Here is a 14,417-nt window from a genome sequence, read left to right on the forward strand (position 1 = left end):
CATAAATTATGCATTTTGATAAGAAGACTCTAAGGTTTTTATTTGAATTTATCTTCATTTTCATCATTTTTGTTCTCCCCCCGATGTTAAATAACATGGCTTTTACTTCGCCGCCTCAGCCGGAAGGAGTTTTTTATATCTTGCTATTTATATCAAAGATAGTTTTTTTTGCAGCCTATGAGGAAATTCTATACCGAATATATTTGCCCTATAGAATAAAAAGCTTTTACGGAAAAAATCCTCAAGCTTTTAAATCCTATATAACAGCCTCAGAAATATTACCTATAATCTTTTTTGCTTTAGCTCACCGTTATTTGGGTTTCTTTAATGTGCTTTATGCTATGGCGGCAGGGATAATTTTTAGAATCTTATATGTTCTTATACAAAAAAAATTCGGCACCAAATGCAGCATAACAAGGGCAGGTATAAATGCGGCCCTTTGTATTATATTGCTGCACTCAGTACATAACGGCATTATCTATCTTTTAATTTTTAAAGGATAGATTAAGGCACAGGTCTCATATATCTTTTTATATATAAAAAAATTTTCTTCATAAACCGAGGTAAAAGATTTTCCGTCAATGGGTTTATTTTCATCCTCATCAAGCAAGAGGTCAAAGCCTATTATTGTGTTGGTCTTATCGGTTTTTATTTTTTCGTCGATAAGGTTTAAGCTTTCCATGCTTTTGCTTATGACAGAATCTTCAAGAGGCTTTCCGGCTTGTAAAGAATCTAAAATATTTCGGCATATATCCATACCCTCTTTTGCGAGATTCATGGTTCTTTCCAAATCGGAACTTAGTTCTTTTAAGGCCGAGGAAAGGCTTGCAGAAGTTCTGCTATCTTCTTTTTTAGAGGTCAGGTTAATTAAAGCCTTCATCTTATCGATTTTTATTTTTTTGGAAAGAGGCGAAGCCTTAGCTTTAATTAAAAAGTCTTCCATATTTATAGCCGGCATATTCGGGATTTTTAAGCCGCGAGGTAAAAGATTATAGGTTTTAACATCGGGAAATTCGGCAATCTTACTTTCAAACCACCAAGCGTACATCTGCATTCTCTTGTCGCTTAAGACCTTCCCCTCATAGCCTTCCTTTAATTGGGGCGAGGCAGAATAAAGGCTGAGGTGCGAGGCCGTTTCAGAAGGGAAAAAACGGTTTGAAAATGAATTTAAATCCTCCTCAAAGCGGCTTCCCTTAAAGTGGGTTTGAAAATCGGGAAAGGCCAAATCGAGGCCGGCAAAAATAATTTCGGAACAGCCTAAAATTCTTGCAAAATCCCAGCAGGCTGTTGCAACCGAACCGCCTGTAACAAGCTTACCCTTTTCGCCTATAGCATTTTCTATATATTGGGCAAGCGGGAACATGGAAGTGCATAAAAATTCGGCGGCTGCTTTAAGACGGAAAACGGCCGGATATACTGAAGACTCGGTAATAAGAATCGAATCCGAAATATCGAGATCTGCAAGATGAAGGTAGTTCCAATATTGGGCATCCATTAAAAGAATAAAGTCCGGTTTTAGACCTTGCCTATGGCAGGCCCTTACGGCCGTATCAGCTGCAATGATTATAAATTTATCTTCATTTTCTTTTATAAGATTTATGGTCTTGTCTAAGCCGGGCCCCGCCGCAATTATCAAGGCCGGGTAAGAAGAAAAAATATTTTCTATTTTGTTGATTCCTAAAAGACTTTCAGTGCGGCTGATATTTTTAAAAAAATTTTTAAGCCAAAGTTTTCCGAATTTTTTTAAGGTATTTTTATTTAAATTTGTCTTTTCATTCCGCCTTTTTTTTAAGGCCTCAAGCTCGGAAAACCAAGAAGGGCTTACATCAATCAGGGACTGAATTTTAAACACGGGAATATCAAAAAAAGATTTGCTCTCAAAAAAATCCAAGATGTCTTTCGGGTAAAGGCCTAAAAGAAGCATCAGATTTTCGTGCATAAAAAAATCATCCAAGGGGCGGCTTTGTAAAAAAAGAAAAAAAACAAAAAGATCGGGCTCAATTATAATCAAGGAGGATTTAGGATTGCTTTTTGCATAAAGCTCCTGAGTATAGCCCAAGCCGAGTCCGTAAAAAACACAAGAGCTTTTAGTCTTTTTATCTTCAAAAAAATCGAGGGAGATATTTTTTTCGGCTTCGCTTATAGGATTATATTTTGAGTGAATATATTTTCCGTTTATGCGCGCAGTAAAAATCTTTTTATCTTTCTCTTTTAATTTTGCTTCTTCGAGGGTATAAGTTTCAGGGATTTTTTCGGCAAATTTTTTAATACCGGTTTCAGAGTCAAGGCCCAAGGCAGTGCAAAGTTCAGGAAAACGTTTAAAAAAAAGCTTTGCATTATAGATCAAATTTTCTTTATTCGAGATTGAGCTCAATTTTCATTCCTTTTTTAAGAGGAGTTCCGGGCGGAGGCGTTTGAGAAGTCACATACCCGTCGCCCGTAATTTTTACCGCAAAGTCTTTTTGTAAAAGAAGCTCAAGTAAAAGTTTTTTGGGAACTCCCGTTAAGTCGGGCATCTTATCTTTTAAGACGACAGGTTTATTTTCGCTTATGGGAATCCGTCCCGTGTGTTCAACGGTGGGGGCATTTTCCCTTGCAAGTCCAAGATAGTCGATAATTTCGTTCGAGGCTTCTGAAATTGCAGGAGCCGCAATGATGGAGCCGTATATTTGTCCGACGGGTTTTATGACAGCCGTATATAAAATAATCTTAGGATCATCAGCCGGAAAAATTCCTATACAGCTCGAAATAAAATCGGTCTTACTGTAACCGCCTCCCTTTTCATTTGCCATCTGTGCAGTTCCGGTTTTTACGGCAATGGGGACACCGTTGATAGAGGCCCTCCAAGCTATACCCTCTATGGAGCCTGTTGTCATGTAACTTAAAAGAAGATCGGCATTTTTTTCGGATATAACCTTGTTTAAAACCGAAGGCTTATGAAGATAGACAATGTTTCCCTCCTTGTCGGCAATCTTCGAAATAAGAGAAAGCCTGAGAGTAGAACCCTTATTGGTAAAGGCCGTCGCAGCTTCAACCAGCTGAAGGGCGGAAACGCCTACTTCCTGACCAATGGCAATTGTGTGCTTTGTGCGGACAGACCAATTTTGAGGAGGGGCAAGAAGACCGGCCGTCTCTCCGGGAAGCTCTATATTGGTTTTAGAGCCGAAGCCGAAAAGTTTAATCTTTTCATAAAAGGCATTTTTTTCGGTAATGTCGGCAATCTGGGCAGTTGCATCATTACAAGAAAGACGGATTACATCCCGAGGGCTGACCCTTCCGTGAGTCTTTAAACAGGTTATCGGCTTTACTTTAGCCCTGTTAAATTCAAAAAGAGCATTACAGTCATAGACTTCACCGTCCTTAGTAGTTCCTAGCTCTAGGAAGGCAGCCATAGAAAATATCTTAAAAACCGATCCGGGTTCATAAACATAGTTTGCAGGACGGTCAAGACGTTGTTCAGGAGTGCTTTCGATAAAGTTTGCAAGGGAGGCAGAAGGAGAGTTTACATAGGCAAGTATTTCGCCGGTCTTTGCATCAACTGCAAGAAAAACGGCAGATTCGGCCCTTGTCTCTTCCATAGTTTTCGATATAATTTTTTCGAGCATGTACTGAATGTTTCCATCGATGCTCAGATAAACATCGTAACCCTTCCCTGTATACCCCTTTGTTTCAGGCGGAGGGGAGAGGATATTTTGAAGGGAGTATTCTACACCTGTCTTCCCCCTCCCGTCATCACCTAAAAAGCCTACAACTGTAGAGGCTAAGGTGTTTTCGGGATAGGTACGGTTAAAAACCGATTCAAACCTAAGCCCGCTTAATTTATTTTCATCTATAAGGGTTTTAACTAAATCCCTCTCGCTTTCGCTCATTCTTTTTTTTAAATATAAAAAATTGGATTTGGAATCTTGAATTTTTTCTAAGAGCTCCGATTCGTTTTGCATTAAAACAGGGGCAAGAACCTTTGCTGCCTCGGCAGGTTTTTTCATTAAGGTCTTATCGGCATAAAGATTATAAACAGTCGTTTGAACTGCAAGGATTTTTTTATTTCTGTCGTATATTGTACCGCGCTCGGTGGAAATTTTAGGCTTAATAACTATAGGTTCTTTCATTATCATGTACTTTGCAAACTGGAGTATAAGCAAACATGTGAATACTATTACTATGCCTACAAAAGCCCAAAACCTGCCTTTAGAAATAAAACTATCTACTTCTCCCATATAAAAACCTTACCGTAAATACCGTCAACGAGGACAAAGCCGTAATCTCTGGAGTCCCGTGAAGCATCTAAATTATCCCCAACGGCCAAAACCGTTCCGGCAGGAATAAACGAGACCTCCTTCATAGCCTTTCCGCCCCGGATCATTCCGCCCAAATTATCGAATTGTACAGCCGTCAAGGGTATATCTTTTCCGGAAACCTTCATCGAATAATCATAAGAGCCATTGTAGCCTAATTTTCGATAAAATTCTATAGGCTCTTGCGGAATACCTAAACATCTTTTTACCGTAAACCTGCCGTCTTTTCGGTAGACGATTATATCATCGGCTTTAGGGAGTGCCCGGCGGATAAGGTACTTATTTTTTAAGGGATGCTTTATCCCGTAGGCGGCCTTAAAAATAATAACATAATCCCCATCCCTTAAGGCCGGCTCCATAGAAGGACCAGAAACACGCCTGATATCAAGGAGAAGGCCTTTGAGTAAAATAAGAAAAAATATAATACAAACAAAATAAAGGAATTTTATTTTATAATTTTTAAGCACTTTTTTAGCCTTGCTCTATTTAAACATCTTTTTTATCGAGCCGAAAACTCCTCGCGTAATTTCGCGGCCTACGGTTCGGGTCATACTGTCCACTAAGACCCGTCCAAGCCTTCCGGCCTCGCTTCTTTGCTTTCGGTTTTGAGACTCTTCCAAACGGCGCCTTGCATTTTCCGCCCGTATCCGTGCGTTTTCTGCCCTGATCAAGGCTGCCTCTTCTTTTGCCCTAGCTGCAGCTTCTTTAGAGAGGCGTTTTTCTTCAAGCTCCCTTTCGGCAACCAGTTTTTTTTCTTCAAATTGCTCCATGAGAATTTCGTATGCCGATTCCCTGTCTATTATATCCTTGTACTTATATAACAGAGGGGATTCTTCGACAATAGCTTTAAGCTTTGCTTCTCCCACAGTGCCTATCTTACTTCTTGGAGGGGCAATTAAAACCCTTTGAGTTACAGAGGGGCTTCCGTCTTCCTGCAAGAGGGAAACCAGAGCCTCGCCGGTTTTAAGCTCGGTAAGTACCTTAGCCGTATCGAATTTGGGATTGGTCCTAAAGGTCTCGGCCGAAAGCTTTATAGCCTTTTGGTCTTTGGGAGTAAAGGCCCTCAGAGCATGCTGGATCTTATTTCCCAGCTGGCTTAAAATACTTTCAGGCACATCGGCAGGATTTTGCGTAACAAAAAAAACTGCAACGCCCTTTGAGCGGATAAGCCTTATCATGGTTTCTATCTTTTCGATGAGGGCCGAAGACAAATTATTAAAAAGAAGGTGGGCCTCATCAAAAAAGAAAACGATTTTAGGCTTTTCGGTATCTCCCGCTTCGGGGAGGTTTTCGTAAAGCTCGGACAAGAACCAAAGCAAAAAGGTCGAGTAAAGATTGGGTCTTTGATAGAGGCTTGTAGAATTTAAAACATTTATATAGCCCCTCCCGTCTGAGGTAAGCTTAAAAAAATCGGCAAGCTCCAAGGCTGGTTCTGCAAAAAAATCATTTGCCCCCTCCCCTTCCAAAATGAGGAGCGCTCTTTGGATTGCTCCTATTGAAGAATCTGAAACATTACCGTATTTAAGCTTTAGATCCTTGCTGTTTTCGCCTATATAAACCAAGATCGACTTTAAGTCTTTTATATCCAAAAGGAGAAGGCCTTCTTCATCTGCTATTCTAAAGGCAATGTTGAGAACACCTGCTTGAACCTCGTTTAAATTTAAAAGCTTTGACAAAAGAAGAGGCCCCATCTCAGATATGGCCGTACGTATGGGATGGCCTGTTTCTTTTAAGATACTCCAAAGGCGTATAGGATAGGATTTAAACTCGAATTCCGAAAGCCCTAAAAGGCCTAACCTTTCGTTTATTTTTTCGTTAGCTTCACCCTTTTCGGCAAAACTGCATAAGTCTCCCTTTACATCGGGTAAAAAAACAGGGACACCCATATCGCTGAAGGCCTCAGCAATTACCTTTAAGGTAATAGTCTTCCCCGTTCCCGTAGCCCCGGCAATGAGGCCGTGCCTATTTGCACGATCAGCCAAAAGCTCTACCCTGCTCTCGCCCAATCCGATAAAAATTCCTTTTTCCATACATAAGCTCCCAAGAAATTATGTTTAAACCGATTGACTTCCGATTTTATAGTATGTAATATAAATCAATTTGGATATAATATCAATCCTTAAATCATAGTTAAGGATTTTTATTCACTCCCAATCCTTACTATCGTTAAATCGGTATTAGCGCTAAGGAATTTTTGTACTGCTTCATCATGGGATATGATAATTAGAATCTTATCTTTAGATTTATTAAGGACTTCCTTTAAAATTGATTGAATGGAATTTATATCCAAATTCGCAAATGTTTCATCCAGAATAATTAAATCCTTTTCGGCAATGACAAGCATCAGGCGGGCCAAAGCAATCCGCTTTCTTTCTCCACCCGAAACCTTATCAATTTCGCTCGTACCGATGTGCTGCGTTAAATCCTTAATACCTACAATTTTTGCGGCCGTCTCAAGGTCTTTATCAGAAAACTTCTCATTAAACAATAAAATATTTTCTTTGACGGTTCCGCCGATTAAATAGATATTTTGATGGATAATCCCTATTTTTTCTTTTAACGAATTTTTATCGATATTTTCAAATTGAATATCATTAAAAAAAATAGAACCTTCATAATCAATTTCTCCTAAAAGCGCATTGATTAAACTTGTCTTTCCGGCTCCGCTTTTACCGTTTATTAAATAAACTCTATGACTTGTAAATTCACAATTAAAATTGCCGAAGACATTTTTATCATCATAAGAAACACTTACATTTTTAAAGTTTATATTATTTATTTTTTCACAAATGATAGAACCGGCATTTTCTTTTTCCCTTGCCGATTTAAAAAAGTCTTCTACAGGCTTTTTTAAAGCCTTAACATCTTTTGAATAAGTTCTTAATGTTAAAATACTATTAAAGACGGCAGAGTAATTTATGGAATACATATACATTGCCAAAACGGTTCCCGTGCTTACATCGGGAGATATAAAAGTTTTATAACAAATAATAATGGCTATACTTGTAAAGTTTCCGATATATTTTAAATAGCGGGATTGAGAACTTGTCAGCATAAGAGAAATATGAGACGAAATATATTTTTTATTTATCTTTTCCAAATGTTTTAAAAAGCCTTCATAGGAGGCGTAATATTTTAAATCAAAATTTCCATATACGGCATCCTTTGCTAAAGCCATAACTTCCGTATAGTCAGCTCTTTCATTTATTCTATCCTTACTTATTTTATCTACAAGCCTTTTACTTACAAAATAAAAAAGTATATACCAAATAATCGTTATTAAACCCAATTTATAATCCAATAGCAAAACAAACAATAATAAGGTAAGCACCTTAATGACGGTACTTATGGATATAAAATATTGCTTAATTACAGCTTCTTTTAACTGTTGAATATCGCTTGTTGCCATTCTTGATAGTTCATCAGGGTTCATTTTAGAAAGGTGTAAAGTTTTACAGTTCATTACTATCATTAAAAATTCTTTTAATAATTCCAAACCGATACCGTTTGTAAATTTCCAATAATATTTATCTGCAAAATAATCCGAAAAATATTGTACAAATCCTGCGGCCGTCAAGCCTCCCGCTACCAACAAAACTATCAATGGCGTACTGTCAATAAAACTATCGGATATAAATTTTATTAAAGTGGGAATTCCTTGCGACAAGAGCTGGGCTACTATCATAAAAAACGTAATTATAAATAATTCTTTTTTCTTAGACAGTATTAACTTAAATATAGACATAACTTCCTCCAATAAAAACTTTCGGGCGGGCACTAATCTCCTAAAACTTCCATGCCCGGAATCATAACGCTTTTGGGGCCGAAATAATTTGAATGTTGAACCCTTTCTTTTGAAAAGTAAAATTCTTTTTGGGCTTCAAACATGTTTCCCGAAATTGAGCCGTTATTTATTATGTGAATATCCTTTCCGTCAAAATAGCGGGCAAGCCTAAACTCGCCGCCGAAGTCTCCGGTTACCGCATCTTGAAAAAAGTCGGAAAAGGTTAATATTTCAACATAGGGTCCTTTTTTTAGTTCGGCTTCCGTTTTAGCTCCGGCAGCAACTTCAAAATTAGATATATTGCCCGTAGGCTCCACATTTAGGTAATGGGCAAACTTTATAGAGCCGTGATAGGTTTTTACGATGCCGTCCTTGTAAAGCTCGTGCTCTTTTAAAAGAAGGCCGTCTCCGTCATAGGGGGAAGAATAAGGAGAACCAGCCATATCCGGAACGAGCTTGATATTAACCTTGTCTCCTTTTACCTCGCTTCCTTGAAAGTTCTCTCCCAATTTAGCTGCGGAAGATTTTGTATAAACCATTGAAGCCGAGGCTTGCGAAATGTAAAAGTCAAAGAAGGAGGCAACAGCCTTATTTGTGATTATTACGTTTACCGATTTAAGATGCTTGGCCTTTTCGGCAAGTGCCCTTTCTTCAGTTTCCTTTAATTGCTCCGAGACCATTTCATCGACAAGCTTTTCGTTTTCAGTCGAAAAAGAATTATCTCCGTAAATTTCAACTTCTTCTTTACCGATAGAGCAGTCGGTTATAACTTCAATATAGCCCTTATATTTTTTAAACCTTACATCCACTCCTTCGGAGTTTACTATTTGAACTTCCATATTGTCGATAAAGATTTCGGCAGAATTGATTTCGGCCTTCGTATCGCGCTTTTTATAAATTGCCTTTTGAATCTTGACCAATTCTTCATTTAAGTTTTCGGTATCGAATGAAGAAGAAAGAGCAAAGGCCTTTTCGGAAGAAGGAGAGCTAAGAGGATACCACTCGTTTTTAACAAATTGAGAAGCAAAGGCCGCTTCTTCAATCTTTTTGTTTATTTCCTCATCGTCCATTGTGGGCGAAAGGCTTACATCGGCAGAACCCCTGTATTTTTTTCCCGCCTCTTCAAAATCCTTATAAACCGTAAGCGAGGCATGAAGAACATTTTTCCCGCGGTTCATATCCATCTTATCCCTTACCAAAAACATCTCACCCGATCTTATCTTTGTAAGGACAAGCCTGTATCCGTCTATGTTTTTTTTATTCTTTAAAATAGAAATTATCTTATCTTTCATTATCCCAATCTCCCGCGAGCCTTAATATATCCGCCTCCTGCAGAGGTTCTTACATATTCCTTATAACCCTTTCCGCAAAAACCGGAGCCTCCCAATTCAAAGTCTTCCTCTCCCGAAATCATCGAAATAGAAGAAAGAAGTTCGGGAACGTAGCCTGTCAAAAAAATCGGGCCGACTATTTTGCCTGTAAGCTTTCCGTCCTTTATTTCGTAACCCTTTTCGACGGCACATTGAATACCCCAGTTTTTAGGATCTTCCATTCCGCTAAAATAGCCGTCCAAAAGATAACCCGAATCGACCGATTTTATCATCTCATCGAGGGAAGAATTTTTTGTGCTGAAAAAGGTGTTTGTCATTCGGGTGTAGGCCTTGCGCTCAAAGGATTCCCTTTTGCCGTTACCTGTGGGTCTTATGCCGAGGCTTAAGGCTGAGAGGGTGTCGCAGATTCCCCGCTTTAAAATTCCTTTTTCGATAATATGCGTATCTTGAGCCAAGACTCCTTCATCGTCAAAAAGATATGAAGAAACCTGCTCGGCAGCTGCAGCCCCGTCGTGCATGTCGGTAATTTCGGAAGCGACCTTTTTGCCGATAAACTCCTTAGCCTTTGCTCGGTTTTTAACGAACATATCCATCTCGACCCCGTGTCCGAAGGCTTCATGGGCTATAAGACCTGTAACATTTTGCTTACAGATAATATCGTAAACTCCCGGCTTAATCCTTTCGGCATCCAAAAGTTCCTTTGTAGAATCGATGCTTTTTTTGATATTGTCTTCAACCTCGTGTAAAATCTCAAGGCCGCAGTTTCCCGAAAAAGCTTGGAAGCTGTACTTTACGGATTCTCCCTTTTTTAAATACGGAACAAGATAAGAAATTGCGTAAGCGTAGGCCTGCTCCAAATCTTTTTTTTGCGAAAGGAAAATTTTACAAACGGAAACTTCTTCATACCTAACCTGAAAATCTATCATTTCGGGGCAGTAGTCAAAGCCCTGCTTCATTATGGTTTCAAGCCTTTTTATCTTTTGCTCATCATTCATAGAATCAAAGCTTTCTTTTACCTCGGCATAAAAGCTCTTCGTTAAGGCCTCTTCCTTGATTACGGGATACTTAAGACCCTCAAGGTTTTTCGATTTAAAAAATGCGATATCGGCATTTGCAATGCGCCTTATTTCTTTTTTGACAGATTCGGCATCAACCACATCGAAGGAATACTCGGAGTACCCAAGCCCGTTATAAACGCGCAAGACAAAGCCCCTTTCCGTCGAAAAAGAATCTCCTACCGAAACGGCCGTTTTGCGTACCGAATAAGACTTTCCATTTGAGTCGCAGCCTAAAATCGAAACATATTCAAATTCCTTTGAAAGCTCTTCTACCAGTTTTTTTAAGACAGGCTTACTGTCCTTTAAAAACTTACTCATCTTTTGAGTCATCTTTATAATACCTCCAATCTTGAGCTTAAAAGCTCAAAATAAACTATCTTACTTCTCTATCAGCTTTGCCAGGTTTTCTGCCGTAAAGCCGAGGTGTTCTGCAACCTTTCCGCCGGGAGCTGAGGTGCCGAAGCGCTCTATCGAAAAATTGTCGCACTTGCAGCCTGTCCAGCCTTCCCAGCCTTGGGCAACTCCGGCTTCTGCGGTAACAACGCGGATATGTTTTTTACATCCGCCCAAAACGGAATGTTTAAAGTCCTTAGGAGAAGTTTCAAATCTTTCTTTCGACATAACCGAGACAACCCTGACCTTTTTATCCTTTACAAGACTTGCAGCCTTTACAGCCATACTTACCTCGGAACCCGTAGCGAGGACCGTTACATCGGGAGTCCTGTCAGGCTTACCCAGGGTACAGCCGCAGGCAGAAGCTTCAACATCCTTTACAATGTAGGCACCGTTTTTAACCGACTCTCTCCAAAAAAGATCCGACTTTTCCAAGACAGGTAAATTTTGGCGGCTTAGGATGAGGCATACTGGACCGTCCTTGTGTAAGAGAGCCTCTTTCCATGCTTCTCCGGCTTCTTCCGCATCGGCCGGGCGTAAAACAAGCACATTCGGGATAGCCCTCAAGGAGGCTAAAAGCTCTATAGGCTGATGGGTGGGGCCGTCTTCGCCTACAAAGATTGAGTCATGGGTAAAAACATAGATCGAAGGAAGCTTCATCAAGGCTGCAAGACGGAGAGCCGGTCTTAAGTAATCTGCGAAGACCAAGAAGGTCGCACAAAAGGCTCTAAACCCGCCGTGAAGCTGGATTCCGTTTGTAATTGTACCCATTGCGAATTCTCTGATGCCGAAATAAAGGTAGCGGCCTAAAGGATTTTCAGGCGAAAAGGCAGAAATGCCTTCCAAGCCTACCGCATTGGGGCCTTCCAAGTCGGCAGAACCGCCTACAAGATTGGGAAGAGCCTTTGCAAACTCGTTTAAGGCCTTTTTTGAGGCGGCACGGGTCGCAATCGCCTCATCCTTTTTGAATTCGGGGAGCTTAACAGAGTTTACAATGGCTTCATCGGCTCCGCCGTGAGCAAAGGAAAGATCCCATTCCTTTCGTTTTTCGGGATTGGCCTTTGACCAAGCCTCAAAGGTCTTGTTCCATTCGGCCTCGGCTTGGGCTAATTCCTCGTTTCTCTTTTTAAAGAAGGCATAGGCTTCTTCCGCAACATAAAAGTCTCCCTTTCCTTCGAGGCCGAGATTTTTCTTGGCTTCGGCAAGGCCGTCCTTGCCGAGAGGAGCGCCGTGGGCCTTGTTTTTACCTGCAACAGTCGGAGCACCCTGCCCTATAACCGACTTTAAGATGATAAGGGTCGGCCTTTCATCCTTCTTGGCCTCAAGAGTAAGCCGCTCAATATCTTCAAAGGAGTACATCGAGCCCCGCAATACCTGCCAGCCGTAGGCCTTGTATCTTTCCTCAATGTTTTCGGTAAAGGTGAGATCGGTAGAACCGTCAATAGTAATCTTATTTTCGTCGTAGTAAACGATGAGCTTTCCTAATTTTAGGTGGCCTGCCAAACTTGAGCTTTCGGAAGATACGCCTTCCATCAAACAGCCTTCACCGACAAGGGCATAGGTGTAGTGATCCACTATTTTGTGTTCGTTTGTGTTAAAGCGGGCGGCAAGCATTTTTTCGGCGATGGCCATACCTACTGCCGTAGAAATACCCTGACCCAAGGGGCCCGTGGTAGTTTCAACTCCGGGAGTGTCGCCGTATTCGGGATGCCCGGGACATTTGGAACCGAGCTGCCTAAAACTCTTTATATCGTCAATAGAAACATCATAGCCTGAAATGTGCAAGGCAGAATATAAGAGCATCGAGCCGTGACCTGCAGAAAGGACAAAGCGGTCCCTATCCTTCCAATCCGGATTTTTAGGATTGTGTTTTAATATTTTGGCATAAAGAGGCGCACCCAACTCGGCAGCTCCCAGAGGGAGCCCCGGATGGCCGGAATTTGCCTTTTCGATTGCGTCCATCGAAAGACTTCTGATTGAAAGAGCTATAGCATCAAGTGCATTGTTCATAAAAAAACCTCCAAACTTGTTATGTTTTTGTAAGAGCCGATAGTTTATTGATTATCTCGACTTTTACATCTGTATAGACATAAGATAAATTTTCAAGAGACATAGATATTACTTCAATAAAGTTATAATCTTCCGCTTCGATAGAAGAAACGAATTCGGTCCACTGAAAAACCTTGTCAAAAATTTGGCAAATCATTAAGGCTGATTGACCGTCAAAGTCCGATGTTTTTAATTTACGTTCATCAAGCTCATTAAAAAATACGATAAGATTTTTATAAAAGTCTACCAAGTCTGAACGTAAATCTTTTGAACCATCGTCCTTAAAGGGATTATATAGGTTAACCCAATAATCGTAATGCATCTCCAAATAGGTTTTACACTTTGAAGATAAGGTTTTATGGTTATTCATAAATTCCGGTATGAAAAGGTCTAAAGACTCTTTTATAAAAAGTCCTTTTACCTCATCATCAAAGCGGGCCATATAATTTGAAGATAAAAAATCCAAAACAAAGCAGTCTATAACGGCCTCTGTAACAGGCCTATTTATAGAGTTAAAAAAATTGTCCTCCTTGGTCTCGTTATAAGGATAATAAAACCAGTTAGCCGGGACGGCTATAGGTTCATCCAAGACCCAAAATTTTTCCTCGATACCGTAAGGTATAACCCCGAACACATCCTTACGCTCAAAAAACAATTCCATAGGTGCCGAATTTTCATTAAAAAGAGCATCTTCACCCAAAAAGTAAGCAAAAGATAAGATATCCTGAGTTGTAGATTCCATAGGCAGGATTTTTAAGGAGGAGCGGACTGCCGCTTCAAATAGATCAAACCAATTTGATATATTCTCTTCTAAAAATTCATGCCGTTCTTTTAAAATTTCAAATTCCGCACCAGACCAGTCCTTGATATGCACAAAAAGACGCATAGGATAATTAAAATTACATTTATCAAAAACAGCCGAAAAGTCCCAAGCACTTACGGCAAACCGGGCTTCGGGATTAAAACTGTCATGCAAACCGGAAAAGGTCTCTACATTTTCTTCATAGTCTTCACATAAAACATTGGAAAGATCGCTTTCGGTATATAAAAAATAGAAGGAAGAAAGTCTATCAAAACTCAAATACACCCTGCGCTTGGGAATTTCTTTTCCCTCATAAAAAAGCTTTGCCTCATGAGCATATTTATCTGCCGGTAAAAAGGGTAAAAAACGCGAGCCGGGGATAAAAATTTTCATTTCATCTTCCGTATCTGAAATTTGAACGGAAAATTTCTTGCCGGTAAAAAATCCGTGCTTGCTAATCCATACCCCGCTATCCGAATCGGGATCAGGAAAAAAATAAGCAAGCGACAAGGAAATTAAAAAGACCCCCAGATTAGAATCATCAAAATTCTTTAGACCGATAAAATTTTTAAGATCTTCAAGAGTAAAGGCTTCTCCGACATTTTTTAAAAATAGATTAATTTCAGGCAATAAGGTTTCTAATCGGTCAAACATTGTCCGGCATTTTAGCATATTCATCTTTTTTTTTCAAGATCGAAGAAAAAT

Annotated in this window: 10 protein-coding genes; 1 reads left to right on the top strand and 9 read right to left on the bottom strand. The window is 39.9% G+C overall.

The features are described from left to right. The first annotated feature begins 8 nt into the window (after positions 1 to 8). Positions 9 to 503, top strand: coding sequence for a CPBP family intramembrane glutamic endopeptidase (locus E4O07_RS06870; protein ID WP_371921912.1), 495 nt, complete (start codon positions 9 to 11; stop codon positions 501 to 503). On the opposite strand, the gene E4O07_RS06875 is transcribed toward E4O07_RS06870, so the two are convergent. The 9 genes from E4O07_RS06875 to E4O07_RS06915 form a co-directional block, all read right to left on the bottom strand. Continuing rightward, positions 479 to 2,374, bottom strand: a complete 1,896-nt coding sequence (locus E4O07_RS06875) for a motility associated factor glycosyltransferase family protein (protein WP_253684724.1) — start codon at positions 2,372 to 2,374, stop codon at positions 479 to 481. The two genes, E4O07_RS06870 and E4O07_RS06875, sit on opposite strands and share 25 nt — an antisense overlap. Continuing rightward, positions 2,355 to 4,217 (bottom strand): penicillin-binding protein, encoded by a 1,863-nt coding sequence (locus tag E4O07_RS06880; protein ID WP_253684725.1) that lies wholly within the window; start codon positions 4,215 to 4,217, stop codon positions 2,355 to 2,357. The genes E4O07_RS06875 and E4O07_RS06880 overlap by 20 nt, the downstream gene beginning before the upstream one ends. Further along, a complete protein-coding gene (gene lepB, locus E4O07_RS06885) occupies positions 4,205 to 4,705 on the bottom strand; it encodes a signal peptidase I (protein WP_371921969.1) in 501 nt (166 codons plus the stop codon). Before lepB ends, E4O07_RS06880 begins: the two co-directional genes overlap by 13 nt. A gap of 72 nt (positions 4,706 to 4,777) precedes the next feature. Then, positions 4,778 to 6,325, bottom strand: coding sequence for a helicase HerA-like domain-containing protein (locus E4O07_RS06890; RefSeq protein ID WP_253684727.1), 1,548 nt, complete (start codon positions 6,323 to 6,325; stop codon positions 4,778 to 4,780). Positions 6,326 to 6,435: 110 nt separating this feature from the next. Continuing rightward, complete coding sequence (locus E4O07_RS06895; protein ID WP_253684728.1) at positions 6,436 to 8,040, bottom strand: ATP-binding cassette domain-containing protein; 1,605 nt, start codon at positions 8,038 to 8,040, stop codon at positions 6,436 to 6,438. Positions 8,041 to 8,072: 32 nt separating this feature from the next. After that, positions 8,073 to 9,371 (bottom strand): metallopeptidase TldD-related protein, encoded by a 1,299-nt coding sequence (locus E4O07_RS06900; protein ID WP_253684729.1) that lies wholly within the window; start codon positions 9,369 to 9,371, stop codon positions 8,073 to 8,075. Next, positions 9,371 to 10,798, bottom strand: a complete 1,428-nt coding sequence (locus E4O07_RS06905; protein WP_253684730.1) for a TldD/PmbA family protein — start codon at positions 10,796 to 10,798, stop codon at positions 9,371 to 9,373. Before E4O07_RS06905 ends, E4O07_RS06900 begins: the two co-directional genes overlap by 1 nt. 48 nt (positions 10,799 to 10,846) lie before the next feature. After that, positions 10,847 to 12,871, bottom strand: a complete 2,025-nt coding sequence (tkt, locus tag E4O07_RS06910) for a transketolase (protein WP_253684731.1) — start codon at positions 12,869 to 12,871, stop codon at positions 10,847 to 10,849. 19 nt (positions 12,872 to 12,890) lie between these two features. Then, a complete protein-coding gene (locus E4O07_RS06915; RefSeq protein ID WP_371921970.1) occupies positions 12,891 to 14,384 on the bottom strand; it encodes a hypothetical protein in 1,494 nt (497 codons plus the stop codon). Positions 14,385 to 14,417 lie beyond the last annotated feature (33 nt).

The organism is Treponema sp. OMZ 798, from assembly GCF_024181385.1.
In the GTDB taxonomy this organism is placed as follows: Bacteria; Spirochaetota; Spirochaetia; order Treponematales; family Treponemataceae; genus Treponema_B.

Coding starts and splice junctions, on each gene's coding strand:
- E4O07_RS06895 (WP_253684728.1), bottom strand. CDS start 8,040: ATGTCTATATTTAAGTTAATACTGTCTAAGAAAAAAGAATTATTTATA.
- E4O07_RS06880 (WP_253684725.1), bottom strand. CDS start 4,217: ATGGGAGAAGTAGATAGTTTTATTTCTAAAGGCAGGTTTTGGGCTTTT.
- E4O07_RS06900 (WP_253684729.1), bottom strand. CDS start 9,371: ATGAAAGATAAGATAATTTCTATTTTAAAGAATAAAAAAAACATAGAC.
- E4O07_RS06870 (WP_371921912.1), top strand. CDS start 9: ATGCATTTTGATAAGAAGACTCTAAGGTTTTTATTTGAATTTATCTTC.
- tkt (WP_253684731.1), bottom strand. CDS start 12,871: ATGAACAATGCACTTGATGCTATAGCTCTTTCAATCAGAAGTCTTTCG.
- E4O07_RS06890 (WP_253684727.1), bottom strand. CDS start 6,325: ATGGAAAAAGGAATTTTTATCGGATTGGGCGAGAGCAGGGTAGAGCTT.
- E4O07_RS06915 (WP_371921970.1), bottom strand. CDS start 14,384: ATGCTAAAATGCCGGACAATGTTTGACCGATTAGAAACCTTATTGCCT.
- E4O07_RS06905 (WP_253684730.1), bottom strand. CDS start 10,798: ATGACTCAAAAGATGAGTAAGTTTTTAAAGGACAGTAAGCCTGTCTTA.